The 26510-nt window shown below is 44.2% G+C and carries 28 protein-coding genes; 25 read left to right on the plus strand and 3 right to left on the minus strand.

All coding sequences use genetic code 11. The features are described 5' to 3' along the window. Positions 1 to 111 precede the first annotated feature (111 nt). Positions 112 to 1473 (plus strand): Trk system potassium transporter TrkA, encoded by a 1362-nt coding sequence (trkA, locus tag EYS13_RS02070; protein WP_227765472.1) that lies wholly within the window; start codon positions 112 to 114, stop codon positions 1471 to 1473. Continuing rightward, positions 1470 to 2984 (plus strand): TrkH family potassium uptake protein, encoded by a 1515-nt coding sequence (locus tag EYS13_RS02075; RefSeq protein WP_227765473.1) that lies wholly within the window; start codon positions 1470 to 1472, stop codon positions 2982 to 2984. Before trkA ends, EYS13_RS02075 begins: the two co-directional genes overlap by 4 nt. 34 nt (positions 2985 to 3018) lie before the next feature. On the opposite strand, the gene EYS13_RS02080 is transcribed toward EYS13_RS02075, so the two are convergent. After that, the gene (locus tag EYS13_RS02080; protein WP_227765474.1) at positions 3019 to 4242 is read right to left on the minus strand and encodes an amidohydrolase family protein; all 1224 of its coding nucleotides are present in this window, start codon (positions 4240 to 4242) and stop codon (positions 3019 to 3021) included. A 201-nt stretch (positions 4243 to 4443) separates the two neighbouring features. Between EYS13_RS02080 and EYS13_RS16185 the strand changes: the two genes are divergently transcribed. Then, positions 4444 to 4572 (plus strand): hypothetical protein, encoded by a 129-nt coding sequence (locus EYS13_RS16185; RefSeq protein ID WP_265332406.1) that lies wholly within the window; start codon positions 4444 to 4446, stop codon positions 4570 to 4572. A gap of 170 nt (positions 4573 to 4742) precedes the next feature. Then, positions 4743 to 5321, plus strand: a complete 579-nt coding sequence (locus EYS13_RS02085; RefSeq protein WP_227765475.1) for a potassium channel family protein — start codon at positions 4743 to 4745, stop codon at positions 5319 to 5321. An 18-nt stretch (positions 5322 to 5339) separates the two neighbouring features. Here EYS13_RS02085 and EYS13_RS02090 read toward each other — a convergent pair whose 3' ends face one another. Beyond that, a complete protein-coding gene (locus EYS13_RS02090; protein ID WP_227765477.1) occupies positions 5340 to 6293 on the minus strand; it encodes a DUF362 domain-containing protein in 954 nt (317 codons plus the stop codon). Positions 6294 to 6555: 262 nt separating this feature from the next. On the opposite strand from EYS13_RS02090, the gene EYS13_RS02095 reads away from it, so the two are divergent. After that, complete coding sequence (locus EYS13_RS02095) at positions 6556 to 6960, plus strand: hypothetical protein (protein WP_227765479.1); 405 nt, start codon at positions 6556 to 6558, stop codon at positions 6958 to 6960. 154 nt (positions 6961 to 7114) lie between these two features. Beyond that, positions 7115 to 7615, plus strand: a complete 501-nt coding sequence (locus EYS13_RS02100; RefSeq protein ID WP_227765480.1) for a stage V sporulation T C-terminal domain-containing protein — start codon at positions 7115 to 7117, stop codon at positions 7613 to 7615. Between the two features lie 385 nt (positions 7616 to 8000). Here EYS13_RS02100 and EYS13_RS02105 read toward each other — a convergent pair whose 3' ends face one another. Then, positions 8001 to 8993: a LacI family DNA-binding transcriptional regulator gene (locus tag EYS13_RS02105; protein WP_227765482.1), complete on the minus strand. Its 993-nt coding sequence runs from the start codon at positions 8991 to 8993 to the stop codon at positions 8001 to 8003. 210 nt (positions 8994 to 9203) lie between these two features. On the opposite strand from EYS13_RS02105, the gene mch reads away from it, so the two are divergent. The 19 genes from mch to EYS13_RS02200 all read left to right on the plus strand — a co-directional run bounded on the left by mch (position 9204) and on the right by EYS13_RS02200 (position 26480). After that, positions 9204 to 10181: a methenyltetrahydromethanopterin cyclohydrolase gene (mch, locus tag EYS13_RS02110; protein ID WP_227765483.1), complete on the plus strand. Its 978-nt coding sequence runs from the start codon at positions 9204 to 9206 to the stop codon at positions 10179 to 10181. An 11-nt stretch (positions 10182 to 10192) separates the two neighbouring features. Then, positions 10193 to 10951 carry a methenyltetrahydromethanopterin cyclohydrolase gene (locus EYS13_RS02115; RefSeq protein WP_227765485.1) on the plus strand — a complete coding sequence of 253 codons (759 nt, stop codon included), beginning with the start codon at positions 10193 to 10195 and terminating at the stop codon, positions 10949 to 10951. A 57-nt stretch (positions 10952 to 11008) separates the two neighbouring features. Then, complete coding sequence (locus EYS13_RS02120; protein ID WP_227765487.1) at positions 11009 to 11659, plus strand: flavodoxin family protein; 651 nt, start codon at positions 11009 to 11011, stop codon at positions 11657 to 11659. 63 nt (positions 11660 to 11722) lie between these two features. Further along, positions 11723 to 12088, plus strand: coding sequence for a dihydroneopterin aldolase (folB, locus tag EYS13_RS02125; protein ID WP_227765489.1), 366 nt, complete (start codon positions 11723 to 11725; stop codon positions 12086 to 12088). An 85-nt stretch (positions 12089 to 12173) separates the two neighbouring features. Then, on the plus strand, positions 12174 to 13193 hold the full coding sequence (locus tag EYS13_RS02130) for a BMP family protein (protein WP_227765493.1): 1020 nt from the start codon (positions 12174 to 12176) through the stop codon (positions 13191 to 13193). 111 nt (positions 13194 to 13304) lie between these two features. After that, positions 13305 to 14408 (plus strand): ABC transporter permease, encoded by a 1104-nt coding sequence (locus EYS13_RS02135; protein WP_227765495.1) that lies wholly within the window; start codon positions 13305 to 13307, stop codon positions 14406 to 14408. After that, positions 14371 to 15369 carry an ABC transporter permease gene (locus EYS13_RS02140; protein WP_227765497.1) on the plus strand — a complete coding sequence of 333 codons (999 nt, stop codon included), beginning with the start codon at positions 14371 to 14373 and terminating at the stop codon, positions 15367 to 15369. Before EYS13_RS02135 ends, EYS13_RS02140 begins: the two co-directional genes overlap by 38 nt. Positions 15370 to 15389: 20 nt before the next feature. Next, on the plus strand, positions 15390 to 16883 hold the full coding sequence (locus EYS13_RS02145) for an ABC transporter ATP-binding protein (protein WP_227767769.1): 1494 nt from the start codon (positions 15390 to 15392) through the stop codon (positions 16881 to 16883). 116 nt (positions 16884 to 16999) lie between these two features. After that, positions 17000 to 17824, plus strand: a complete 825-nt coding sequence (accD, locus tag EYS13_RS02150; RefSeq protein ID WP_227765499.1) for an acetyl-CoA carboxylase, carboxyltransferase subunit beta — start codon at positions 17000 to 17002, stop codon at positions 17822 to 17824. A 15-nt stretch (positions 17825 to 17839) separates the two neighbouring features. Beyond that, the gene (locus EYS13_RS02155; RefSeq protein ID WP_227765502.1) at positions 17840 to 18778 is read left to right on the plus strand and encodes an acetyl-CoA carboxylase carboxyltransferase subunit alpha; all 939 of its coding nucleotides are present in this window, start codon (positions 17840 to 17842) and stop codon (positions 18776 to 18778) included. 138 nt (positions 18779 to 18916) lie between these two features. Next, positions 18917 to 19816: a DUF421 domain-containing protein gene (locus EYS13_RS02160; RefSeq protein ID WP_227765504.1), complete on the plus strand. Its 900-nt coding sequence runs from the start codon at positions 18917 to 18919 to the stop codon at positions 19814 to 19816. 189 nt (positions 19817 to 20005) lie between these two features. After that, complete coding sequence (locus EYS13_RS02165) at positions 20006 to 20851, plus strand: phosphate ABC transporter substrate-binding protein (protein ID WP_227765506.1); 846 nt, start codon at positions 20006 to 20008, stop codon at positions 20849 to 20851. Positions 20852 to 20926: 75 nt separating this feature from the next. Continuing rightward, complete coding sequence (gene pstC, locus EYS13_RS02170) at positions 20927 to 21823, plus strand: phosphate ABC transporter permease subunit PstC (protein WP_227765507.1); 897 nt, start codon at positions 20927 to 20929, stop codon at positions 21821 to 21823. After that, on the plus strand, positions 21816 to 22658 hold the full coding sequence (gene pstA / locus EYS13_RS02175) for a phosphate ABC transporter permease PstA (protein WP_227765508.1): 843 nt from the start codon (positions 21816 to 21818) through the stop codon (positions 22656 to 22658). Before pstC ends, pstA begins: the two co-directional genes overlap by 8 nt. 12 nt (positions 22659 to 22670) lie before the next feature. Further along, positions 22671 to 23432 (plus strand): phosphate ABC transporter ATP-binding protein PstB, encoded by a 762-nt coding sequence (gene pstB / locus EYS13_RS02180; protein ID WP_227765510.1) that lies wholly within the window; start codon positions 22671 to 22673, stop codon positions 23430 to 23432. A 27-nt stretch (positions 23433 to 23459) separates the two neighbouring features. Continuing rightward, positions 23460 to 24122: a phosphate signaling complex protein PhoU gene (phoU, locus tag EYS13_RS02185; protein ID WP_227765512.1), complete on the plus strand. Its 663-nt coding sequence runs from the start codon at positions 23460 to 23462 to the stop codon at positions 24120 to 24122. 14 nt (positions 24123 to 24136) lie between these two features. Next, on the plus strand, positions 24137 to 24532 hold the full coding sequence (gene lpdD / locus EYS13_RS02190) for a prenylated flavin chaperone LpdD (RefSeq protein ID WP_227765514.1): 396 nt from the start codon (positions 24137 to 24139) through the stop codon (positions 24530 to 24532). A gap of 192 nt (positions 24533 to 24724) precedes the next feature. Further along, on the plus strand, positions 24725 to 25417 hold the full coding sequence (locus EYS13_RS02195) for an ABC transporter permease (protein ID WP_423055294.1): 693 nt from the start codon (positions 24725 to 24727) through the stop codon (positions 25415 to 25417). After that, positions 25401 to 26480 (plus strand): ABC transporter ATP-binding protein, encoded by a 1080-nt coding sequence (locus EYS13_RS02200; protein ID WP_227765517.1) that lies wholly within the window; start codon positions 25401 to 25403, stop codon positions 26478 to 26480. The genes EYS13_RS02195 and EYS13_RS02200 overlap by 17 nt, the downstream gene beginning before the upstream one ends. Positions 26481 to 26510 lie beyond the last annotated feature (30 nt).

The raw sequence follows: 26510 nt of genomic DNA on the forward strand, positions 1-26510 counted from the left end.
AAAGAAACTAAAAAATTTATACCATCTTCTTTATTCTGCAAGTTATAATATAAACAAAAATTACCAATGAAGCATTGTAATTTTTTATTATCTTTATGTCAGGGGATAAAAATGAAAATAATCATTATCGGCGCCGGAAAGGTTGGTTTCAGTTTGGCGCAGCGCCTCTCTGAGGAAAAACACGATATAGTTTTAATAGAAAGGGACAGGGAACGCCGCGAAATTGTTGATAATTACCTTGATGTAATGACTATTGTCGGACATGGAGCCAGCCCGCGGGTCCTGGAAGCAGCAGGGGTTAAGAACAGCGATTTGGTTATTGCTGTTACTGATATTGATGAAGTAAATATGATAGCTTGCATGACCGCAAAACATTTCGGGGCACGGAAAACCATAGCCAGGGTTAGGGACCCTGAGTATGCGGAGTATAGCAAAAGCTTTTTTAAACAGTTGGCAGGGATTGATCTAATAATAAACCCGGAGCTGGTTACTGCCATTGAAATCAGCAAAGTGTTAAAAACACCGGCAGCGCTGGATGTTGAAGACTATGCCGAGGGAAAGGTCCAACTGGTTGAATTAAGAGTAGACCCAGGTTCACCTGTCATTGGCAGGACACTAAAGGAAGCTGTTTTACCGCCGGCAGTTTTAATAGCGGCTATTTTAAGGGACGATAAAATTATTATCCCCAGGGGACACGATACTATCAAGAAGGATGATATCGTTTTCATTGTGGGACAAACGGAAAGCATGGAAGAGGCAGAAATTATTATTGGCACTGTCCGTCCCCCGGTTCAAAAAGTAATGATTCTGGGCGGCGGCAGGATAGGGTTATATTTGGCAAAAATTCTTGAAAGTTATAATATGGATGTAAAGCTTATTGAAAACAACCGTGAGCAATGTGAATACCTGGCAACCCAATTAAAAAGCACGCTGGTTTTACATGGAGACGGAACCGATTTGGATTTGCTGAAAGAAGAAGGCGCCGGCGATGTGGACGCTTTTATTGCTTTGACCAGCGACGATAAAACTAATTTTCTGATTGCGCAGCTTGCAAAGCAGTTAGGGGCGCAAAAAACTGTAGTTCAAGTGAAGCGCTCCGACTATATTCCCATTATGGAACATGTGGGAATTGATGTAGCCATATCTCCAAGGATAATTACAGCGGGCGTTATCCTCCGTTTGGTCCGCCGCGGGGAAATCGTTTCAATTTCTTTGCTGGAGGGAGATAAAGCGGAAGTTATAGAAATGGAATTGACTACACCCGGGCCTTTTTTGGATGTTCCCTTGCAAAAAGCCAATTTTCCGGCGGGTACTCTGGTCGGGGCTATTGTCAGGGAAGGAAAAGTGATTATACCAAACGGCAGGGATGTGTTCAAATTGGGGGACAAGATTGTTGTCTTTAGTTTACCCCAACAGGTAAGCAAAATTGAAAGTTTTTTTGCTCAGAAAGCAAAGCGGAGGAAAAAACGGTGAGCTGGCAAATTATAGGCAACATGCTGGGTAGGTTGTTAATTGTTATTGCCGGTACGATGCTTATTCCTCTTGTTCTGGCAGTATATTATCAGGAGCAAGTTATATGGGCTTTTACAGGTTCTATATTTTTAACTTTAGCTGCAGGTTTGATCTTGCTCCTGGTAATGGGCAAGGGAGGGAGTTTCGGTTTTAAAGAAAGTTGTGCGGTTGTTACGCTAGGTTGGTTATGTGCGGCGTTTTTTGGCTCCCTTCCCTATATTTTTTCAGGCGTAACCTCCTCTTTTTTGGATGCTTTCTTTGAGACCATGTCTGGTTTTACTACTACTGGGGCCAGTATTTTTACGGATTTACATAATTTGCCCCAAAGTATTTTGTTTTGGCGCAGTTTGACCCATTGGTTAGGCGGCATGGGCATCATTGTGCTTTTTATCGCTGTACTGCCCAGTACAGGCAACACTTCTTTTCAACTATTTAAAGCGGAAGTGCCGGGTCCGGTTGCTGAAAGGGTTAAACCAAGAATCCAAGATACAGCCAGGATACTTTGGCTGACTTATGTAGCTATTACAGCAGCTGAAATAGTTTTGCTGGTTATTTTTGGCTTACCTCTATTGGAAGCTGTTAACCACGCTTTTGCTACACTGGCCACAGGCGGTTTTTCAACTAAAAACGCCAGTGTAGGTCATTATACTAATCCAGCTGTACAATATACAATAGCTTTATTTATGATTTTGGCAGGTGTTAACTTTGCCCTGTATTATTTCGTGTTGAAAAATGGTTGGAAGCATTTTTTGAAAGACTCGGAATTTAAATTATACCTTACCATTTTAGCTGTATTTACCCTTTTGATAACCTCAAATTTATACACGCAACAACAGTATGGGCTGGAAGCTGCTTTTCGTTACGCTCTTTTTCAGGTTGCGTCAATTATGACTACTACAGGTTTTGCCACAGCTGATTTTGACAAATGGCCTGATTTTTCCAAATACCTCCTCTTTGTGCTGATGTTCATAGGAGGCAGTGCCGGTTCAACTGCCGGCGGTATAAAGATAGCAAGAATACTAATTTTATTTAAAAACTCAATTCTGGCTTTAAAACAAATTTTACATCCTAAAGCAGTCTACAGCATCCGCTTAAACGGGCAGCCTTTTTCCAGCAAAATCAGCAATACAGTGTTGCAATTTTTCTTTTTCTATATCTTTATTTTTGTAGTAGCCACCATTTATATGAGTTCGTTGGGTTTAAACCTGGTAGAGGCCATGAGCTCTGTAGCAGCTACTTTAGGCAATGTTGGGCCTGGTTTCGGGGCTATTGGCCCGGCAGGAAACTACGCCGGCGTTGCGGCCCCAGGCAAAGTAGTTTTGACATTTTTGATGCTGCTTGGCAGGTTAGAACTTTTTACAGTATTGGTACTTTTTCTGCCTGAATTTTGGGAGCTTAAACTAACCAAGAACAGGAGATGTGCCGGCTTTGGCGATTACTCTTGGCTCGAGCAAAAAACATATAAAACTTAAGCCCTGCCTTTAACAGGCAGGGCTTTAATGATGGCTAGAAGTGTGCCAATACTTCTTTTTTGGTTTGAACCAATATTTTACCGTTTTTAATCACGAAAGCTTTAGTTGCCTGGGTGACAATGGCTTCGCTGGGAGATGCGGCATCAAAGATAACTAAGTCAGCTTTACAGCCCGCTTCGATGCCGTACCTTTCCAATCTCAAAGCCTTTGCAGGGTTATAAGTACCCATTTCAAAAACTTTGTTAAGCTCAGAAGTAGTACCCATTTGCAATACCTGGGCGGTAATCAGGGCTTCCTCCAGCATATCAGCGTTGCCGAAAGGACGGAAAGGATCTCTGATATTGTCGGAAGCGTAAGCTACGTTTACACCTGCCGTTAACAGTTCCCGGACGCGGGTGACGCCACGGCGAATAGGTTGCTTATCGGAACGGCCCATCAGGTATAGATTGCAGGAGGGAAGGGTGATGATATGCATGCCGGCATCTCTAACCTTGGCTATAACCCGGGCCGCTATTTCATCGGAAACAGCGGATAATGAGCAACAATGGCCGGCGGTCACTTTGCCTTCCATGCCTTCCCGCATAGTTTTCTCTGCCACATATTCAAGTGTGGCTACGGTAGGTTCGTCTGTTTCATCCACATGCAGGTCGATCAGCAGATTGTTCTGTTTTGCTAAGGCGAAGATGCTGTCCACCATTCCTTTTGAGTTTTCACACAAGGTAGGAGCGCCTCCGTATAGGCTAGCGCCATGCAGAGGGGCTTGTTCCAACAGTTTGAGGTTTGTTTCATCTAGCGCTTGGCCTTCGATTGTAGCCATAGCAACGATTTGCAGGTCAACTAAATGTGCTACCTCTTTTTTAAGCTCACCTAGCGCTTCAATTGCCATCAAGCCAATTTTATCATCCACGGAAATATGAGTGCGAATAGCAGTGGTTCCATTTTGCACAGCCATTTCCACTACTTTTTTTGCTCTGTTTTTAATATCATCTTTCGTAATGCGGGAATAACGGCTTTTAAAAGTCATGATGGCTTCTTCCAAAGTACAAACTTCAGTACCTTCCAGAGTCAAAACCTTTTCCAGGTGGGTATGGGCATCTACAAAGCCCGGAGATACCAACCTGCCGTTGGCTTCGATTACTTGCGCAGCTTCAGCGTTAATACAGGGTTTAACCTCGCTGATGTTGCCCCCTTGAATGGCAATGTCCACTAGTTCCGACCGATCGGGTAGTTTTGCCTGTCGAATAATTAAATCCAGCATAGTTTTTCCCCCCGTCTGTAAATGTAGATTAATCCTAATTTTTAGCTTAAACTGAAGTTGGAGTTTTGTCAAAAATTTTTATTAATATCAAAAATAGACAGAGTTCATGGCTTTTACGCTGCTCGCCCGGAATCATCCTGTACATTGATACAGTTTTAAAAAGACATACTACCAATAGCATTCAAAAGGAGGAAAGGCAAAATGAAAAAAGAAAAAAAGTTTACTAAGGAACAGGTGCATAAAGCCAGGGACTACCAACTAACTTATTCTGAAACCTATGTAGAACCCCGCGGCATGAAGGATAACCCCATGCCAGAAAAAGAGGAATAAAAGGTCAATTTTGCAGGCCAGCCGTCAAAGGTTGGCTTTTTTCTTATTAATTTTTTTCGTCCCATGATCATAGAAATGTGATAATAAATCTTTTTCAAGGGGAGAGGACAATTAAGAAAAATTGGTTATTATATATTCCCCTGAGTTTTGGCATTTGCTGGTTAATCAGCATGTACCTGCAAGTTTTGACCCCGCAAAACCAGGGTAGTTTTTGGGACGATTTACTCTACTATAGTTTAATGGGTTTGACAGTATGGGGGTTATTACGCACTCTTGTTATCTTTTATTATCAGTCAATGCTGGCCCGAAGTTTAAAAGAATATGCGCTGGAATATATCATTTATACTCTGGTAATAATCACTTGCTTTGCTTGGAACTACAGCAGTCTGAATGCAGCCGCTGAAAAGCATTTGCAACAAGCATTATCGGCTGCCGTGGCTGCTGATGAGCAGTTTTTAGCTGAATATTTTAACCGCTACGGATTCATTTCTGAGAAGCAGAGTTCTGAGATTGCTTTAAGTCTAAATAACAAACAGGGTCAGGCAATTTTGATGGATTTACAACAAGAAAATCGCATGTTCAATATGTTCTATTTTTCAACTATTTCTTACCTGACCATAGGCTACGGGGACTTTTTGCCCATTGGCTTGTTTGCCAGATTTTTAGTTCTGGTAGAGGTATTTTTAGGCCATATTTCCACTGCTGTTGTGCTGGTTGTGGGTATAGCCAAACTGATCAAAGGCAGCTGAAGACAGTTCCCTTTGAAATTAGCTGCGAGAAGGGAATTTGTTTGCCAAATCCATAAGCAGCGGCGCTTTGGCTAACTGGGATTGGTCCACGTTTCCAAATGCTTCCTGGGCGAGATTCACTAAGGTGCGCTTGGTGAGATCTTCATTGAACATCCGGCCTAAAAATACATCCACGTCTACCAGTTCCTTACCGCAAACCGCTATGCCTAAATTATCAATCACATCAAAACGGCTCCACGGGGTAGAGTACTGCCCGCCTTCCCAGAAAATAACCGCTTGTTTAATGCCTTCGCAGAGGCCAACTACGTTGAAAAGGGCCCTGTAAACCTTATTAATATCCACAATGCTTTGCGGCAGGTTATCATGGTATTTCATTCTGGAAGGCTGTGGCAGTAGTCCGAAAAGGTTTTTCATCGTCAAGCTGAAATCACGGCATGAAGGGGAAGACATTTTTACTTTAGCCAGATCAATTAAAGTCTTCCCTTTCAGCGCAAACAGTTTTTCCGGTATGAATCCGTAGAACTCCCGGTGATTGACGGGAGTAAATTTGCTTTCCACAATGCCTTGAATAGTTTCTGCGGGTACGGTACGACCGGCCCACCATTCTTCGGTAACGTTCAAATATTCTGCGTCGTGCTTCTCCAGAACTTGACGGATGCCCAGTTTTTCAAAGTACAGCTTTTCATGTTCCCGAATCCAGTCCCGCTTTGCGTCCATATTGTCAGGCGTAATTTTAATTGATAAGTCATTGCGGGAATGGGAATGGCCTTCTACTACAATTTTTTTTCCTTTTAGCGACGATAAGACTATGTCGAGGGTTTCGGCATCGGTGAAACTTCCGGGTCTGGCATCAAACCAGTTAGGCTTGATAATGTAATAATCGTCTTCCGGAATAAAGTCGGCAATGAAACTGGCAAATTCACCCGGTGTGGTAATTTGCCGGTAATTGACGGCGTTGTTGGCTGTTTTCACTGCAGTCTCTCCTTGTCCTTGTGTTATTCTCTATATTACGTCATAAAAAACCTATAGTTTAATTTAAACAGTTTGGGGAGGGTTTTGGCAAGACCTTATTAGGTCAATGTAAAGAGCTAATATTCCCCCGAGTTTAACCGGGGTTTTTTTATTGCAATCCGCTAATCGGGTGCTATGCGCCAGTTTGAAAATTTAACAAGTGATGGAATATTGTCAAAGTATTAGCAATATAAAATAGTAAAAACAGTAAGGGGGTCAAATTATGCGGCTCATTCGGCTTAATACCAGGTGGGTAAGATTCATTTGTTTTGCATTTGGTTTAGTTTTGGCCTACGGTGGTTATCGCCAATTCCCGTTAGCCTCTGAACCAACCTTAGGGGTTGTGGCTGAAACCATGGGGGACGGGCTGGATCAAATCTTAGGTACTGCCATGCTGATCATAGGCAGTTTTTTGGCCAGTATTTCAACTGCTGTAGAGGGAGTATACGCCTACCAAGGTTGGAACAGAGGAAAGCATTGGTCTAATATGGTAAATTTAATTTTTGCAATACTCCTTTTCGCCTTTGTTGCTTACCTGACTTGGCCTGGTTTCCAGTGGGCCCTGGCGATAGCGGCAATTACTGCTATTGCTATCATAGCAAATAAGTTAGTGAAAAGGAGAAAATAAAGCGTCTCAAAAAAGCTTCCATGTAATGTGGAAGTTTTTTTTCACCTCTCTTGTTACCAATAATTACCTTTTTATATTCCTTTTGACAATACATGAAAACTATAAAACCTAGCCATATTAAAAAATACAACAGACAAAAAAGGAGGCACCTTTGATGAAAGCCGCTGGCATAGTGCGAAGAATAGATGATCTAGGAAGAATTGTGATTCCCAAGGAAGTAAGAAATAATTTGCGCCTCCGGGAAGGAGAGCCGGTAGAAATCTTTGTGGATCGGCAAGGAGAAGTTATTTTAAAAAAATATTCGCCCATTGAGCAGTTAAGGCAATTTTCCCAAGAATATGCCGACGTTTTGCATGCAACCACTAAACACACAGTAATTATTACAGACAGGGATTTTGTAATTGCCATGGCGGGTACGTCCAAAGAATACAGCTTGGGAGATCCTATTAAAGCCGATGTGGAGGACGTCACCACCAACCGGAGAACCACTACCGTCGCTGATAATAAGACAAAAGTGATTGCACCCATTATTGCCCAGGGCGATGTAATGGGTACGGTAATTCTCATTTCCCAGGAAGGGACAACCGTTAATGAGACTGAAATCAAATTAGCTGATACGGCGGCTAGATTTTTGGCTAAAAATATAGAGGAATAGCTAGGGAATTATTAAATAAAAATGATTATTTATACAGCAAAGATCGGAAAACAGGTAGTTGCTGTTACCTATTCAGCTTTTGGACAAAGCCAGCATGTATTATTTCGAGCAGCGGTCAGGGGACACACCTCTTATGCATGTTGTTCGCGTTAGCTGAGGAATGTCCCCAATTAATAAGCTCCTACGCCGTAACCGGCAGCATAGCTGCCGACTGCTGTGGAAACCAGTCCCGCTCCATAATACATGCTGGCTGTTAATAGTTTGTCGACAGGGTAGTCTGAACAGGTATGTTTTACTGCTTGTCTAGAAAATTATACTCGCCTAAATATTAGATAAATATCCTGGGCGTGGTGTTGTTGGCATAAAATGCTTTTGTTTTGACTTATTAGCAGGAACCACGCAGCACCAGCTCTACCGGGAGAAGGACTTTCCGAATTGGTGCAGTTGGATTGTTGATTTGCTCCAGAAGTATGGTAGCTGCAGTTTTACCGATCTGGAAATTTGGCGCCCGCAGGGTAGTTAGTCCGGGGGTAGTATATTCGCTCATAGGAATATCATCGAAGCCGACAATAGCCACATCTTCCGGGATCTTCAAGCCCCTGTCCTGCGCGCACTTCATGGCGCCGATGGCCATGATATCATTAAAGGCAAATACTGCTGTAGGCACTTTTTCTGCAGCTAATATTTCTGTCATAGCCAAGCGCCCGCTTTCCAGTGAATCGTAAGAACCGTGGCAGATCAATTTTTTATCCAGCTCTAAATCATATTCAGCCAAAATATTTTTGATTGCTTTTAAGCGCCTGATTGTAACCAGCATTTTGGGGTTTCCCGGAATTACCCCGATGCGCTTATGACCTTGATGAATAAGATGTTCGATGGCCATCCTGACTCCGGTGATGTCGTCCACGTAAATACAGTTGAAAGTATCCTGCCCCGGAATGTATTCTATAGCAGCGATAGGTATTTTAATTTTGTTTAATGCTTTTTCATAACCTTCCTGGAAGGCGCCGGAGCCGGCAAGGATCAATCCATCAACCCGCCTTTTCAGTATGTTTTCAATAATGCTTTCCTGGCGGGAAATACTTTCGTAAGAGCTGGAAATAGTTAGATTGTAACCGTTTCCGGCTAAAACGCTTTCGGCACCTTCAGCCAATTGGCCGAAATAGGGGTTGCGCAGAGTAGGAACTACCAAAGCGATGGTATTTGTCCTTCCTGTGAGTAAGCCTTGGGCAATGGGGTTTGGGGCATAATTCATTTCCCGTACTATTTTTAGCACTTTTTCGCGGGTAGACGGGCGAACCAGGTGGGGTTGATTGATAGCCCTGGAGACCGTAGCGATAGATACCCCTGCCTTTTCCGCTATCTGCTTAATGTCCACAAAATCACTTCCCGTCGCTTGTCTTCAGTTCAAATTATACCAGGAGCGAATACGTTTTCATAGTCGCAGTTCGTTACGGCGTTAAATTGAGGCATAAAAATAAATATTTTTAAAAAATTTAGGCGAATAGGAGGTTTTTTTTGAATAACGGAGAATACCTATAGCAAACAAAATGAAAAGGTTTACATGTTAGCAAAAGGGGAGTGGGACTTGAAAACCGCCAGTTACAATTTCAGTTTGAATAGAAATGCGGTACGGCTGCTTAAAGAGAAAGTTATACCCCATGCTCAGGCGTTGGACGTGGGAGTAATTAAGCTGGCCAATGGTTCTACTGTTTTGGATATGGGGATTAATTTCCCCGGAGGTTGGCTGGCAGGCAAGTATTTTGTCGAGGTAGGACTGGGGGGATTAGGACAGCTCTCATTTGGTAAAATGCAGCTTAAAAACTATATGGTACCTTCAGTGCGGGTACAGGTTACTTATCCTGCTGTTGCCGAAATGGCAGCCCATGTGGCTTATTGGAAAATACGCTACAAAGGGCAAAACGTAGTTATTTCAGGGCCAATTCGTTCCATTACGGGGACTGATATTTTCGCCCGGGCGGTAGACTACAGGGATACCGCTGCCGGGGAGGCAGTGGCCTTATTGCAGACTACAGAACTCCCGGATGAAGGGTTAGCTGATTATTTGGCTAAAGAAGCGGGAATTTTGCCTGAAAACTTATACATTTTGGCGGCTAAAACAGCTACCATTGTTGGGGCCATTCAGGTTTGTGCCCGCAATGTGGAGCAAACTTTGCCAACTTTGTATGACCGGGGTTTCCCCATGGAATATGTGGTGCAGGCAAATGCGGTAGCTCCGGTTGTCTCTGTTGTAGATGACGAAGAGATTGCATATGGTCGCGTTAACGACTGCTTAATTTATGGCCAGGAGACCAATGTTTTTGTGCGCTGCAGCGATGAAGAGATTATCCGGATGTTGAAAGATATACCTTTCAGCAAAAATGAAGATGTCTACGGAACACAGTTCCAGGAATTATTTGCTTTATGTAACAAGGACTGGGCGCAAGTGCCCAGGGATTGGGATGCACCATGCAAGGTAAATTTCTATAACTTGGTTACGGGAAACACCTTTAGCACCGGTAAAATCGGCTATGAAGTTTTGGAAAAATCCTTCTTGGGCAATTAGGAGGTGGTAGAATGTCGACGATTTTGCTTAAAGCTTTAGAGCAGTCTCATTGTCAAGGTTTTAACGTTATTCATTTTGCGCAAGATTTTAAGGTGCTTGATATGGGGGTAGAGGCGCAGGGGGGTTGGTCTGCCGGTAAAGTTTTAGTCGAAGCCGGCATTGAAGGGTTAGGCTATGTAAACTACGGCGAATTTTATTTAAATGGTTTTGCCTTACCAACGGTGGATGTATATTATGATAATCCAACTTTGACAGGATTGCCCTTGACCTGCCAGTTGGAGGGGCAAGTCCTGTTTACCTTTAAAAATAGCAATTTTAGTTATGCTGAAGTGAATCAGCTGCCGGATAAGGATCTGCTAGAGAAAATGGTGGAATTTGCGCAGGCAGGAGGACAGCAGTCCTTTTTAGTAATAACAAAACCGACTTGCTTGGTAGCTGCTGTTTACAGCGCTGCCCGGGCGGTGCCGCTGGTTTTGGAAGAGCTCTTGGGCAACGGTCTGAAAAGAGAGGAAATTATGTGGGCCTGGGGGACCAGTCCCCTCCCCCCTATCACCGATGACTTAAACGTTATGGCAATTCGGAAAAGTGCAGCACTGCAATATGGAGCAGTCACCAGTTTTTGGGTTAGAGCTGAGGAGTGGAGGATTAGGGAAACGTTAGATAAAGCAGTACCTTATGGTGAAATTCGTATCCACAGTTTAAGTGATGCCAAGACTTTGGTTAAAGGCTCCGTGGACAAAGCAAGGCTACGGGAACTTTTACTAAGCTGATTTTATTTTTTTCTTTAATTTGTAAAGGTTTACAAGCAGCATTAGGGAGGGCAGTCAATGGTAAAAATTCTTGGCGTAAGCGGCAGCCCCAGAAAAGCCGCTACAGAATACGCCTTAAAACAAGCCCTGGAAGCAGCGGAAGAAGTGCCGGGGGTAACTACGGAATTTATTTCTTTAGGGGGCAAAAAAATTAACTTTTGTATTCACTGTGACCGTTGCATCAAGGAAGGGGCTATCTCTTGCGTAATTCATAAGGATGATATGAGCAATTTATACCAGCCTTTTTATGACGCGGATGGTTATATTTTTGCATCTCCTGTTTACGACATGGGCATTACCGGCCAGTTAGCAACGTATTTTAATCGCTTTCGTCCGGTTTACACCTTGTTAAAACAAAATCCCAGGTATTTTAGTTCCAAAGTTGGCGGCGCCATTGCTGTGGGAGGGACTCGTAACGGGGGCCAGGAATGCACCTTAAACAACATCTTGGGTTTTTACTACACTAACGGCATACTGGCGGTCAGCGGCGGAATGGGAGTATACCACGGGGCTTGCGTTTGGAGTCAGGATAGAAAGGCCCAAGGGGCGGAAGAAGATCTGTTGGGCATTAAAAATGTGCGCTTTATCGGCAAGAGAGTGGCAGAAACAGCAGTTATGGTTAAAGCCGGGGTTATGGCCCTGCAAAGTGAAACTAACCGGGCTGGATAGCTTGGTTAAGCGGGCTGAAACAGAGCAAGAGTTAATTACATTACCATAAATGGAGGGAAAAACATGATTAAAGAGGATTTGCTGTTAATAAAAAATATGCAGTTTTGGGGAACCCACGGGCATTGGCCTGAGGAAAACAAGTTGGGGCAGAGATTTGTGGTAGATGTAGAAGTTTCCGTTGATATGCAAAAGATGTGTGAAACCGATGACCTCTCCACTGGACTAAGTTACGTAACAGTCTATGAAATTGTGAAAAAAGTTGTCACGACAGAAGAGCATAAGCTGGTGCAAAGAATTGCCCAGCGCATTGCTGATGAAGTAATTGCCGCTTACCCCATTAAGCAGATCAGGGTTACAGTTAAAAAACCCTCGGTGGCGATTGGCGGTATTGTTGATTATGCCGGTTGTTCAATAGTTAGAGAACCTTAAATAAGATCTGGAGGTGATGGCAGACAGGAATCCCGGTTAAAAACCAAGAGTATCTTTACAAACCCATTTAAAGGAGGACCTTAAAATGCGAACTTGGCACAAAGTGTTGGCTGTCATGGTGGTTGTGGTGTTCACAATGGGCTTGGTTGTTGGCTGTGGAAGTAAGGCTGAGACTGGTCAGAAAAACGAGGGCACAGCAACCGGTCAGGAAACTAAATTTAAAGTTGCTCTGTTAACGGAAGGTGCCGTGAACGATGGCGGTTGGAATGCTGGCGCTTTAAAGAGCCTGAAAATGATTGAAGAACAGTTAGGTGCAGAAATAGCCTATACCGAAAAGGTTCCCCGGGCGCAGCAGGAACAAGTTCTGCGGACTTACGCCCGTCAAGGTTTTAATGTAATTTTTGGTCATGGGTTCCAGTTCAGCGAGCCAATGCAAACAGTAGCTAAAGAATTCCCGGAAGTAATATTTATCCCTGTTAATGGCTACGTAAACGGTGACAACTTATTTTCCACCAATTTCAAGTTTGGTGAGTTGGGATATTTTACAGGAATGACTGCCGGGCTGATGACTAAATCCAATAAAATTGGCGTTGTGGCAGCTATGGATGCCCCAACTGTTAATGCTGACATTGATACCTTTAAAGAAGGCGTTAAAAAAGTCAATGAACAGGCAGAAGTAATTGTATCTTATGTTGGCAGTTGGGAGGATATACCTAAAGCTAAAGAAGCTGCCAGGGCTCAGCTGTCCAAAAATGTAGATGTGGTCTTAGTAATCGGGAATGCTTTCAGCATTGGTGTTTTCCAGGCAGCCCAGGATGCCGGTGCCTATGCAATAGGCTGGGTTGATGACCAGAGCTCTATGGCTCCTGATACTGTAATCACCAGCGGAATGCAGGATGTCTCCAGTTTATACCTGCAAATGGCCCAGCTGGCCAAAGATGGGAAGTTAGAGCCAGGTAAAACTTATACATTCGGCATGAAGGATAATAATGCCCAGTCGTTAGCTCCTTTTAGCAGCAAGGTTCCCAAAGAGGTACAAGACCAAGTACAGCAAGCCATTCAGGATTACAAGGATGGCAAGCTTGTCTTAAATTTGAAATATTAGGCATGTGCGGTTGAATGAGGAGTAACCTCTTCATGAGGTTGCTCCTCACTTCTAAGTATATAAACGGCTCTGTGCTCAAGACGATTAATTGCCGAAGTTAGGAGGGGCAGGGTGAAAGCGCGGTTGGACATAAAAAAGTTTGAAGTAGTTCTCGGATACGTGATCTCCTCAGTTATATCAATAGTGGTTTCCCTGGTGATTTCCGCTGGTGTGCTTTTAGCACAGGGTACCGACCCTATTAGCGCTTTTACTTATTTATTTCAAGGCGCTTTTGGGGATATAGGTGGTTTTAGCGCCAGCTTGGTCAGCGCTACTCCTCTCATGCTGGCCGGGCTGGGGATTGCGTTTGCTTTCCGTGCGGGAATTTTTAATATCGGAGCTGAAGGACAGCTATACCTTGGAGCCATGCTGGCTACCTGGGTAGCTACTTTGCCATTAGGTTTACCAAAAGTTGTCCATCTTCCCTTAGCCCTTTTAGCAGGTATGGCAGCCGGAGCATTTTGGGCGTTCATACCGAGCTATTTAAAAGTGGCCAAAGGTTTTAATGAAGTGATCACTACTATTTTAATGAACTATATTGGAGTTTATTTTGTCAACTACAGCGTACATGGATTTTTACAAGAACCGGGCGGGTATTTGCCCCAGTCGGCTCCGATAGTTGAAACTGCCCGGTTGCCCAAATTGGTGGCAAATACTGAACTTCATGCCGGGTTGCTGGTCGGGTTAGTAGGAGCGGTGGTTCTTTACATCCTTTTACAAAAAACCGATTTTGGGTATCAACTGCGCTGTGTGGGCTCTAACCCCGAAGCAGCCCGGACCTCAGGAATGAATGCTAAACTAACGCTGATTATAGCTATGCTGGTAAGCGGCGCTTTTGCAGGTTTAGCTGGCACTGCAGAAATTCTTGGTTATCAAAATCTACTGCTGGAGAATTTTTCACCCAATACAGGTTACGATGCTATTGCCGTCGCTTTACTGGGCAGGTTAAATCCGATGGGTGTGGTCCTGGCTGCAATTTTTTTCGGAGCTCTTCGCAATGGAGCCAACATCATGCAGATTATGACGGGAGTTCCGGTAACCATTGTCTATATAATTCAGGCAGTGATTATCTTAAGTGTTTTAGGTTTCTCCACGTGTAAAATTAAGCTGGGTTTCCTGCTCGAAAGGGGGAATAAAGTTGCTCTCCACAGTGTTAAAAATGTTAATCGAGCCTGATTTCCTGGCTGCGGCTATACGCTTAACAACTCCTCTGCTTCTAGCTGCCTTGGGAGGTTTGTTCAGCGAAAGATCGGGAGTGCTCAATCTTGGCTTAGAAGGCATGATGCTAATGGGTGCTTTTTTTGGTTATCTTGGGGCGCTTTACACCCAGAATGTGGTAGTGGGTTTGGTAATTGCAGCTCTTGCAGGAATGGTTTTGGCTTTAATCCACGCCATTATGAGCGTCACTGTGAAGGTAGACCAAATTGTAACTGCTGTGGGCATCAATATGCTGGCTTTAGGCATCACTAGTACTGCTTTCAGGGTGATTTTTGGCAATGACTTGCAGCAGATTGAAAGCCCCGGATTAAGAACCGTGAACTTTGGGCCGCTAAGTGAATTGCCTTTTGTGGGTCCCATTCTTTTTAACCAGATGTCTATTGTTTATTTTGCTTTCCTTTTAATCCCGGTTGTACATTTTATCCTGTTTCACACCCACTGGGGACTAAAAATCCGCGCAACAGGCGAACATCCTAAGGCTGTGGATACTGTCGGGACTAGTGTTTACACAGTTCGCTACTGGTCTGTAATCATTAGCGGGTTACTGGCCGGGCTAGGCGGCGCTGCAGTTACCTTGACCGGAATAAACACCTTTTATGACAATATTACCGCTGGCCGGGGTTTTATAGCCTTTGCCGCTATTGTTTTTGGAAAGTGGAATCCGGTTGGAACCGCATTGGCGACTCTGTTATTCGGAGCGGGGGATGCTTTTCAACTGCGTTTACAGGCCCTGGGATTCAAGCTGCCCTACCAGTTCTTCCTCATGCTTCCTTATGTGTTGACACTGCTTGTCCTAGTCTTCTTTATGGGTCCCTCCAAAGGTCCGGTCGCCAGTGGCCAGGCTTATGTTAAAGGCGGTTCCAAATCCAAGGTGAGACAGTCTAAATTAAAGCTGCTCAAGCGGGAGGTGAACCCCTAGTGTCTGAGTTTATCTTGGAAATGAAAGGTGTGCGCAAGGAGTTCCCTGGTTTGGTGGCTAATGACAATGTCAATTTGCAGGTAAAAAAGGGAGAGATCCATGCCCTGCTCGGAGAAAACGGTGCTGGCAAGTCAACCTTGATGAATATCCTCTACGGCCTTTATCAGGCTGATGCAGGCCAGATCCTGTATAAAGGGCAGCAGGTAGAGGTTTCCAGCCCAAGGAAAGCAATTGAAATGGGTATAGGAATGGTACACCAGCACTTTATGCTTATTCCGGCGCTTACCGTTGCCGAAAATATGATTCTAGGCATGCAGGAGGGAAAAAACCCTCTGCTCAATCTCAAAGAAGCTGAAAAGCGCATCCGGGAATTAGGAAAAAAATTCGGTTTGGTGGTTGATCCCACGGCAGTAGTTTGGCAGCTTTCAGTGGGGGAACAGCAGCGGGTGGAAATTCTGAAAGCGCTGTACCGGGGAGCAGAAATTTTAATCTTGGATGAACCTACCGCAGTATTGACTCCCCAGGAAACCGATGAGCTGTTTGCTATTTTACGCTCTTTGACCCAGCAAGGTTTAACAATCATTTTTATTAGCCATAAGCTGAATGAAGTTAAAGCGATCAGTGACCGGGTAACCATTTTGCAGCGGGGAAGAGTGGTTAAAACCGTTAATACTAAAGACACGGATCAGCAGGAATTAGCCCGGATGATGGTTGGCAGGGAGGTGCTTTTAAAAGCGGAAAAGGCCCCCGCCAAGCCGGGTGACAAGGTCTTGGAGGTCAAGGATCTGGAAGTAAAAAACGACAAGAACATATCAGCTGTCAAGGGAGTATCCTTTGAGATTAAAGCTGGTGAAATTTTTGGCCTCGCCGGAGTGGATGGCAATGGGCAATCGGAACTGATCGAGGCTTTAACGGGTTTAAGACAGGCTGTCTCGGGTCAGGTGTATTACGCCGGGGAAAACGTAACTAATAAACCCCCGCGGTATTTGATAGAGAAAGGCATGGCTCATATTCCGGAAGACCGGCATTTAAGGGGAATTATACTGAATATGTCCATAAAAGAAAATATGATCATGGAGACTTTTTACCAGGAGCCTTTCAGCAAGCACCATATTTTGCAGCAACATGTTATCGCCGACTTCAGTAATTCTTTAATTGAGGAATATGATATTCGCACTACCTCCAATGAACTTCCGGTGGGCAACCTGTCGGGTGGAAACCAACAAAAGGTTGTCTTGGCCAGGATGTTACAACGTTCTCCCAACCTACTTATCCTGGTCCATCCTACCAGAGGACTGGATGTGGGGGCTTCAGAATATATCCATAAGCGGATTATAGCAGAACGGGATAAAGGATGTGCCGTTTTGTTGGTATCCACAGAGCTAGATGAGATTTTATCTTTAAGTGACCGGATTGGTGTCATTTACGAAGGTGTAATGATGGGCATTATCAGGCAGGAAGAAGCTGATGTGAATGAAATTGGCCTAATGATGGCCGGGGCAAAAAGACTATAAGAGTAATTGCTTGTTTTTGCACTCTGAGGTTCTTCAGGGTGCTCTTTTAATTTTTACCTATTTATGTTAAAATTACTGCTAGGTCCTAAGACTAACTGTTATTTTAGGAGGAAAAGGTGTTTAATCCATTTAAGAAAACACAATATGTAGAAGTCAACTTGGCCAATACTGTAAGTGAAAGGCCTTTTGAAAAGTGTCCGGCATGCAAAGAGATTTTGATTAAAAAAGAACTGATTAACAATGCCAAGGTTTGCCCGAAATGCGGGTATCATTTTCGTTTAAGCGCTTGGGAAAGAATCGAACAAATCGTAGACGAAAATACTTTTGTAGAATTAAATGGGGACTGGGTATCCACTAATCTCCTCAATTTTCCTATGTATGAGGAAAAGTTGGCGGAAGCAATGCAAAACAGCAAGTTAAATGAAGCTGTTGTAACCGGCGAGGGTTGTATTTATGGCAAGAAGGTTATAATCTGTGTCATGGACAGCAATTTTATGATGGGCAGTATGGGCACAGTGGTGGGAGAAAAAATTTCACAAGCTGTCGAGCGTGCCATAGAACTGCGCATACCTTTGATCATTTTTACCGCCTCCGGTGGAGCCAGGATGCAGGAAGGAATTTTGTCTTTGATGCAGATGGCTAAAACCTCAGCTTTGATTAAAAAAATGGACCGGGAAAAGTTGCTGTATATCGCCGTACTTACTGACCCCACAACGGGGGGAGTTACGGCCAGTTTTGCTTCCCTGGGTGATATTATTATTGCTGAGCCCAATGCTTTGATCGGTTTTACGGGTCCCCGGGTAATTGAACAGACTATTGGGCAAAAGCTGCCGGAAGGGTTTCAAAAGTCTGAATTCCTTTTGGAAAAGGGATTTATTGATCTGATTGTACACAGAAAAGAGTTGAAATCCAAATTGGCAGAACTTATAGCGATGCATTAAGGAAGGCGGCGAAAGATGTTACCTTTTGAACAGGAACTGGAAGCGTTACTGGCTAAAATAAAAGACCTGGAGGATTTTTCTGCCAAATATAACATCGACTTGGAACAGGAAATCAGTGCTTTAAAAGCCAAGGAGCAGGAAATTCGCAGGAAAATATACAGTGATCTCAGTCCTTATGAGCGGGTCCAGCTGGCACGGATGAGCGAACGTCCTAATGCAATGGATTATATTAAACATATCTTTACAAACTTTATTGAGCTTCATGGAGACAGGGCTTTCCGGGATGACCTCAGCATAGTGGGAGGCTTAGCCCGTTTGGAAGGTCTGCCTGTGACCGTGATTGGACATCGCAAAGGCAGAGATACCAAGGACAATTTGAAATTTAATTTCGGAATGCCCCATCCGGAAGGTTACCGCAAAGCATTGCGCCTGATGAAGCAGGCGGAGAAATTTAAACGTCCCATAATTACTTTCATTGATACTCCGGGCGCTTATCCCGGCATAGGCGCTGAAGAGCGGGGTCAAGGAGAAGCTATAGCTCGCAATCTGGCAGAGATTTCCGCTTTAGAGGTGCCCATAATCGCTGTGCTAATTGGAGAGGGTGGCAGCGGTGGAGCCTTGGCATTGCAGGTTTCTGACAGGTTTATCATGCTTGAGAACGCAGTGTTCAGCGTAATTACCGCAGAGGGGTGTGCCAGTATTTTATTTAAAGATGCCGGAAGGGCTAAAGAGGCTGCTGAAGCATTGAAGCTTACAGCCAAAGACCTGGTTGGTTTTGGTATAGCTGATGAAGTTGTACCAGAGCCTCCGGGCGGAGCCCATTACGACCCGGAAACCACTATACAAAGGGTTAAAGCTACTATCCTCAAACACCTGGGAGAGATAGTCAATTTACCAACGGAGCAGCTTTTACAGGAAAGGTTTAATAGATATCGCAGGATTGGTGCTATATAAACTATATAAAAAAGCAAATTACCGGCTGGATTGGACAGCCGGTAATTTGCTTTTTAGTGCAATTAAAGCGCTGAAAAGAATAGCAAAAAAACAATGGTGAGAAGCTAAGCAATAACTTTATGCAATTGAGGTGGTTTCGTGCCATACGTCATAAAAATTCTGCTTGTTTTGCTTATTACCATTGCTGCAATGCGCTTGATGGGCAAGTCGACAATTGTGCAATTGACACCATATGATCTGGTATCCATCATTATTGTCGGAACCATAGTGGCTGAACCACTGGTTACTACCGATTTTATTAAAGCGGTCTACGGTACGGCAGTGGTTGTGGGCCTCCACATCTTGTTTTCGAAATTAACCTTAAATCAGGCAGCTAACAAGTTTTTTCTGGGAGAGCCGACTATTCTGATCAAGCATGGCAAGATAGACGCCAAGAAGCTGGAAAAGTCTCACATTTCATTGATGCAGCTTCTGGCATCTATCCGCAGTGCAGGGTATCCTGATCTGGCAGATGTAGATTACGCTATCTTGGAGCCTATAGGTGCTATTAGCGTTATACCTAAGCAGGAAGCTAGTCCCGTAACAATTAAAGATCTACAAATCCCTGTAACTTACGAAGGTTTGCCTATAGCCCTTGTGATTGATACAAAGATACAAAGAAATAACTTGCAACTGGTGCATAAGGATGAGCAATGGCTTAAGACCATATTATCTGACCACGGTATTACTGACCTGCAGAAAGTGATGTATGCTTCCATCCGTAAAGATGGTCGTGAGCTTTTCATAGCTGGCAGGGACGGGTGGAATAAATTAATTCCTTTAAGCAAAGATGAGGAAAAGGAAGCGGAAAAGAAAAAGGAACAGCAGTTGCAAATCTCCTTGATCACCAAGGGTCGCTTCCAATCTGAAGGCCTAAGCTTAAGCGGTTTATCGCAGGAAAAGATCTTGGCGTTTTTGAAAGAACAAGGAGTTGAACGCACAAGCCAAGTTGAAGAATTAAAGTTGCAGCTGAGTTGGCAGTTTCAACAGGATAAATAGCTGGCAAAACTAATTTCCCCATAAGGGCGGCTGGAAGTCGGCATAAACTGTTATTTAAAGGCAAATCTTAAATTTGAAAAATAATTAAAGCAAGATTCAAAAATTAATACAATCTTAACACAACAACAATCTGGGCTTAACAACAGCAAAATATAATTAAAGCGAAAGATAATTTGAGGAGGTTTTACTGTGTCAAGACGTACAACTTTTAAAGCAATAGTTTTCCTAACAGCTCTGGTACTTATGCTTGGTTTATTGGTTGGATGCGGCAAAGCCAAGTCAGACTCACAAGGGGATGGTCTTAGCGGTTCCATTAACATTGCCGGATCCACTTCCGTACAGCCTCTTTCCGATGAGCTGGCGCAGGCTTTTATGGATGAAAATCCTGATGTAAAAATTAACGTTGTGGGCGGCGGTTCCAGCGCCGGGATTAAAGCAGCTCAGGAAGGAACAGCAGACATAGGCGCTTCATCCCGTGAACTTGAAGAAGGGGAAAAAAATGTTAAAATATTTGAAATAGCTAAAGACGGGATTGCGGTGGTTGTAAACCCTGCAAATGAATTGGATAACTTAACTTTGGATCAGGTAGCCAAGATCTTTTTAGGTGAAATCAACAATTGGAGTCAAGTAGGAGGGAAGGATGCCCCGATTACTGTGGTGACCCGGGAAGATGGTTCCGGTACCAGGGGCGCATTTGAGGAAATTGTTTTAGGAAAAGATAAACAAATCTTTTCCGGGGCGGCAATCCAGAATTCAACAGGAGCTGTCAGAACCGCAGTAGCCAGCGATCCAAATTCCATAGGCTATGTTTCTATTGGGGCATTGAGTGAGGATGTTAAGCCAATTATGATTGACGGGGTAGAGGCTACTGAAGAAAACGTATTGGCCGGAAAATATAAAATAAGCCGCCCGTTCCTTTACCTGACGAAAGAAGAGCCTACCGGGGTGGTTAAAGCTTTTATCGACTGGGTATTAAGTGACGAAGGACAAGCGATCGTCGGTGAAGAATATATTCCTGTAAAACATGTAAAATAAGTCTTTAAGGAAAGAGGGTGGAGTCCGCCCTCTTTCACCCTGTTCTGTTTAGGCTTTTTTAGAGGAGGACACCGGATGCATTATAAAGCAAAAGAGAAGGCTTACGAACAAATTTTATTTCTCAATGCCATAATTGCGGTCATTGTTATCCTGTTGATCGGTGTTTTTGTTTTTAAAGAAGGTTTTCCTGTATTGCAAAAGGTAGGTTTTTGGCAGTTTATTACCGGCAGGGAGTGGTTGGGAACCCAAGGGGTGTTTGGAGTTTTACCCATGATTGTCGGTACTGTAGTGGTAACTGTCGGCTCTTTGATTTTAGGGGTACCCACTGGGTTAGCCACAGCTCTTTTCCTGGCAGAAGTAGCTCCTCCCAAAGTTGCGAAAATGATTAGACCTGCCATCGAACTTTTGGCTGGCATACCTTCCGTAATTTATGGTTTATTCGGCCTGACTATTGTAGTCCCTTTTATCCGGAAGTTGGCCGCTCTTTACTACCGAGGCAATCTTAACCCTGATGTGCAATCGGGCTTTAGCGTCTTGGCAGCTTCTATTATTCTGGCAATCATGATTTTGCCTACTATAATCAATATAGCCGAAGACGCTATTCGGGCTGTGCCAAGAGAGTACAAGGAAGGAAGTTTGGCCTTGGGGGCAACTCACTGGCAGACTATCAGCCGGGTCATTGTACCTGCTGCCCGCTCCGGTATAGTTGCCGGAATTGTGCTGGGTATGGGACGGGCTGTGGGCGAAACCATGGCAGTAATCATGGTTGCAGGCAACAGCGCCGTTATTCCCGCTACCATCTTTTCCAAAGTGCGCACCCTGACCGGCAACATCGCTATAGAAATGAGTTATTCACAAGGGCTGCATACTAACGCCTTGTTCGCCACCGGCATCATTTTGTTCATTTTTATTATGATAATCAATTTAATGGCCAGTTTTATTGTCCGCAGAGGGGTGAATGCCAATGATTAGCCCTAAACTTGCCGAAAAAATTGCCAAAACACTGCTGTGGGTTGCCGCTATTTTTACCGTGCTGGCTTTAATTCTGATCATTGGCTATGTTTTTTACAAAGGAGTAGGTAAGCTAAATTTAGAATTCTTGCTGGATTCACCTAAAAGGATGGGCCGCAAGGGTGGAATCTTTCCTACAATTGTGGGCACTATTTATTTTATTGTGGTTACGCTGGCTATAGCAACTCCAATTGGTGTGGGAGCCGCTATTTACTTGAATGAATATACCCGTGATAATGCTGTGACCAGGTTGATTAGGTTCGGTACTGAGGCTTTGGCCGGAGTTCCCTCCATAGTGTTCGGTTTATTTGGCTACGCTTTTTTTGCTGTTTTATTGAAGCCTTTTACCGGTGGGTGGTCTATTTTATCGGGTTCGCTGACTGCTGCCACCATGATCCTACCAACTTTAATCAGGACGTCGGAAGAAGCTTTAAAAACTGTACCAAGGTCTTACCGCGAAGGCAGTTTGGCTTTGGGGGCAACTAAGTGGCAGACTATCACCAGGGTTATTTTGCCCAGCGCCATTCCGGGTATTATTACCGGTGTGATTTTAGGGGTGGGCAGGGCCATCGGTGAAACCGCTGCGTTGTTATTAACTTTGGGGGGGTCACTGCGTTTGCCTACAACTATTTTCGATCCGGCCCGGACATTATCCATGCATTTATATTTAGTTGCCATGGAGGTTGGAGCCTTTGACATGGCTTTTGGCACCGCAGCTATTTTAATTATGATAATTTTAGGCATAAATTTTACAGCAACTTGGCTGATGAACCGTTTCATTGCCAAACTCTCATAGGGGGAAGAAAAAATGCCTGGCGATAGTAAAGTTACTACGGAAAATTTAAATTTATACTACGGGGAGTTTCAAGCTCTTAAGAATATATCTGTAGATATCAAAAAGAATGCCATTACGGCTTTAATCGGGCCTTCGGGCTGTGGTAAATCTACATTTTTAAGGACCTTAAACCGGATGAACGATTTAATTCCAAACGTTCAGATCACCGGTAAGATCCTGTTGGATGGCGAAGACATTTACAGCGATGCCATGGACGTAGTAAGCTTAAGGAAAAAAGTGGGCATGGTGTTTCAAAGGCCAAACCCTTTTCCTATGTCAGTGTACGATAATGTTGCCTATGGTCCCAGGGTGCATGGGATCAAAGCCAAGTGGCAATTAGATGAGATTGTGGAAAAAAGCCTTAAAAACGCCGCCTTATGGGAAGAAGTGCGGGACAGGCTGCATAAGTCGGCTTTGGGCTTATCGGGAGGGCAGCAGCAGCGTCTCTGCATTGCCAGGCTGCTGGCTGTGGAACCGGAAGTTCTTTTGATGGATGAACCTACTTCCGCCCTGGATCCCATTTCCACCTTGAAGGTTGAAGAATTGATCCAGATGCTCAAGGAAAAATACACGATAATTATTGTAACCCATAACATGCAACAAGCGGCCAGGGTATCTGACGCTACTGCCTTCTTTTTAAACGGTGAAGTGGTGGAGTACGACGATACGGAGCTGATTTTCACCAAACCACGAGACCAGAGGACAGAGGATTATGTTACCGGAAGATTTGGTTAAGAAGAATTTGCTAGGGGGGCAAATAAATTGCATTCCAACAGAACTTCTTTTGAAAACGCGCTTGCTGAGCTGCAGCAAGACATTTTACGTATGGGCAGCCTGGTGGAAGAAGCCATTAAAAATGCTATACTTGCCTTAACAAAACAGGATGTGACTTTAGCTGAACAGGTTAAGGCCAAGGACGATTTAATCGATCAACTGGAACTGGAAATTGAAGCTAAATGCATGCGCCTAATTGCCACCCAGCAGCCCATGGCCAAGGATCTGCGGCGTATCGGTGTAGGATTTAAAATTATTGTGGATTTGGAAAGAATGGCTGATTACGCCTCTGATATAGCTGATATCACTACCGTTATTGCCGGGGAACCCTTGATCAAGCCACTGGTCGACATACCCAAGATGGCTGAGTTAACCCAGCTCATGGTGAAAGATGCGTTGGATGCCTATGTAAAAGAAGATGTGGAACTGGCTGCCAAGATGTGTGCAGATGACGATGAGGTGGACCGTCTGCATAAAAGGGTGTTCGATGACGTGCTGGCTTTAATGACTAAAGATGCAAAAAACATTAAGCAGGGAACTTATTTATTGTTTATCAGCCGCTATTTGGAGCGAATTGCAGACCATGCCACTAATCTTGGCGAAGGCGTAATATATTTGGTAACAGGGGAAAGAAAATCTTTAAATAATTAAGTGGTGGTGTTGAGATGTATCTTTTTAGCGCCGGTTCCGGGAAATATGCTGTTACAGCTAAAGTGCATGTACTGGATGAAGGTGTCAGTGTGACACTTTACGGAGGTGAGCGCAGCCACATCGGTTCGGTGGCTATTGCCGTTCCACGCCTAAGTTTAGCCGATCCGGAAGTTTTAAGCGCCACTACTTCTGTTTACAATCTAGTAGGGCATAAGGATGATGAGGTAGCCAGACCTGCAGCGGAAAAGATTGCGAAAAACATCAACCAAGTGGTGGTTGTAACTGCCGGGATACATGTTGAGGACGCAACCAAAGAAGACATTGTGATACTTTTAAAGAATACAGAGGAATTGGTTGACGCAATAGTAGTGAAGCTGAAAAAAACTTTCCAAAGGGCAAAGAAGCTTTGAGGATCGTTTAAACGTGTAACAATCGTCTGGATATAACTAGTCTCAACCTGTAATTATGAGCAGCTATGTGCTGCTCTTTTTAAATAGCTTGTTTCGCCATAACTTCCGGTCTACTAACAGTTGAAACAGTTTGGTACAATATGCGTAAATGGTAAATTGATAAAGTCAAAAAACCGGAAATGGGTGAAGATCTTGGAGCTATTCTGGCAAGGTATAACACAAGCTTTACATTCCGAAGTATGGCAGGTAACGTCCCTTAGCCTGCAAATCAGCGGGGTTGCTACGTTGCTAAGTTTACTATTAGGTCTGCCTTTAGGGATTACTTTGGCCCTTAAAAATTTTCCCGGACGGAAAATCATCATTAGCATTGTCAATACTGGCATGGGAATGCCGCCTGTGCTGATCGGGCTGGTAATAAGCCTGCTGCTTTGGAGATCAGGTCCTTTAGGTTATTTGCATCTGATGTATACCCCTTGGGCTATCATCATTGCACAGGCAGTCATTGCTTTTCCCCTCATCACAGCTTTGACGGTCACAGCCCTTCAACAGGTAAATCCCAAATTGCGGCTGCAGCTTCTTGCATTGGGGGCCTCCCCATGGCAATTGGTGATGACACTGCTGCGGGAAGCCCGCCTGTCTCTTTTGGCTGCTGTGATCGCCGGTTTTGGTGCAGCCATTTCCGAAGTGGGGGCTGCCATGATGGTTGGCGGCAATATCAAAGGACAGACCAGAGTTTTAACAACCACCATTGCCCTGGCAGTTTCCAGGGGTGATTTCAATTTGGCCCTGGTTTTGGGTTTTGTTCTTTTGGGGCTGGCGTTTGCTGTGACTTTCTTTTTGACTTCAGTGCAACAAAGGGGACACTCAGATGAATACCATTCTTAGTTGTTCAAATATCTGTTGGCAAAAAGGTGACAAAAGGATTTTAGCAGGGGCCTCTCTGGATATTCAGGCCGGACAAACCCTGGCTTTAATTGGCCCGAATGGTGCAGGTAAAAGCAGCCTGTTACAAGTGATGAGCTTTTTGCTTAAGCCGGACTCGGGAACCATCAGGTTTAGAGGTAGCCTGGTTGTAAGCAGTAAAGATCAGCTCCTGGCCCGGAGAAGAATGGCTGTTGTTTTTCAGCAACCTTTGCTTGTAAATGCTACTGTAGAATACAACCTGGCGTTAGGTTTAAAATACCGGAGTACGAAAGGAACGGAAATAAAGAGGAAGGTGGAGGAATGGTCGGGTATACTTGGGATCAACCACTTGCGCAAACAAAACGCCAGAACTCTTTCCGGGGGTGAAGCCCAGCGCGTAAACCTGGCCCGGGCTTTAATTACTGAACCGGAAATCTTATTTATGGATGAGCCCTTTACCGCTTTGGACACACCGGGTAAAGCAATTTTAATGGAAGACCTGCGTAAAATCATCAGGCAAAAAAGGTTATCAGTGGTATTTGTAACCCATGATTATAATGAGGTCCCTTTTTTGGCAGATCACGTGGCAGTTATGTTGCAGGGCAAGGTGGTTCAGACGGGGGGGATTAAGGAAGTTTTTGACCGCCCGAGGCGAACGGAGATTGCTGCCCTGCTAGGTTATGAAAATTTGCTCACAGGCATCATCCAGGAAATTGATTCCGGTGACCTGGTGGTAAACTTGGGGAAAAGCTTGCTGAAAGTTGCGGGCAGGGGAGCAGTGGGACAAAAGGTTAACGTCTGCCTGCGAGGTAGGGAAGTCCACCTGGCTAAAGACAAATCGGAATTTAAAGAACCGGATAATATCTTCCGGGGCCGGGTCCTGCGCATCCTGCCATATGGTGAGCATTTAAAGGTGGAGGTGGACTGCGGTCTAAAGCTAGTTGCTTCCCTGCCCCAAAGTAAATTATTTAACATAAATTTGCAAACCGGGGATCTTGTTTATTTGCGTATCCCGCCAAGGGCACCCCATATAATTTTAGGTTAACTTTCCTTTTACAAGAAAATTATTGTATAA

It is taken from the genome of Zhaonella formicivorans (assembly GCF_004353525.1).
GTDB classification, from domain to species: domain Bacteria; phylum Bacillota; class DUOV01; order DUOV01; family Zhaonellaceae; genus Zhaonella; species Zhaonella formicivorans.

Coding starts and splice junctions, on each gene's coding strand:
- trkA (WP_227765472.1), top strand. CDS start 112: ATGAAAATAATCATTATCGGCGCCGGAAAGGTTGGTTTCAGTTTGGCG.
- EYS13_RS02080 (WP_227765474.1), bottom strand. CDS start 4,242: ATGCTGGATTTAATTATTCGACAGGCAAAACTACCCGATCGGTCGGAA.
- EYS13_RS16185 (WP_265332406.1), top strand. CDS start 4,444: ATGAAAAAAGAAAAAAAGTTTACTAAGGAACAGGTGCATAAAGCCAGG.
- EYS13_RS02085 (WP_227765475.1), top strand. CDS start 4,743: ATGTACCTGCAAGTTTTGACCCCGCAAAACCAGGGTAGTTTTTGGGAC.
- EYS13_RS02095 (WP_227765479.1), top strand. CDS start 6,556: ATGCGGCTCATTCGGCTTAATACCAGGTGGGTAAGATTCATTTGTTTT.
- EYS13_RS02100 (WP_227765480.1), top strand. CDS start 7,115: ATGAAAGCCGCTGGCATAGTGCGAAGAATAGATGATCTAGGAAGAATT.
- EYS13_RS02115 (WP_227765485.1), top strand. CDS start 10,193: ATGTCGACGATTTTGCTTAAAGCTTTAGAGCAGTCTCATTGTCAAGGT.
- EYS13_RS02120 (WP_227765487.1), top strand. CDS start 11,009: ATGGTAAAAATTCTTGGCGTAAGCGGCAGCCCCAGAAAAGCCGCTACA.
- folB (WP_227765489.1), top strand. CDS start 11,723: ATGATTAAAGAGGATTTGCTGTTAATAAAAAATATGCAGTTTTGGGGA.
- EYS13_RS02130 (WP_227765493.1), top strand. CDS start 12,174: ATGCGAACTTGGCACAAAGTGTTGGCTGTCATGGTGGTTGTGGTGTTC.
- EYS13_RS02145 (WP_227767769.1), top strand. CDS start 15,390: ATGAAAGGTGTGCGCAAGGAGTTCCCTGGTTTGGTGGCTAATGACAAT.
- EYS13_RS02155 (WP_227765502.1), top strand. CDS start 17,840: ATGTTACCTTTTGAACAGGAACTGGAAGCGTTACTGGCTAAAATAAAA.
- pstC (WP_227765507.1), top strand. CDS start 20,927: ATGCATTATAAAGCAAAAGAGAAGGCTTACGAACAAATTTTATTTCTC.
- pstA (WP_227765508.1), top strand. CDS start 21,816: ATGATTAGCCCTAAACTTGCCGAAAAAATTGCCAAAACACTGCTGTGG.
- pstB (WP_227765510.1), top strand. CDS start 22,671: ATGCCTGGCGATAGTAAAGTTACTACGGAAAATTTAAATTTATACTAC.
- lpdD (WP_227765514.1), top strand. CDS start 24,137: ATGTATCTTTTTAGCGCCGGTTCCGGGAAATATGCTGTTACAGCTAAA.
- EYS13_RS02200 (WP_227765517.1), top strand. CDS start 25,401: ATGAATACCATTCTTAGTTGTTCAAATATCTGTTGGCAAAAAGGTGAC.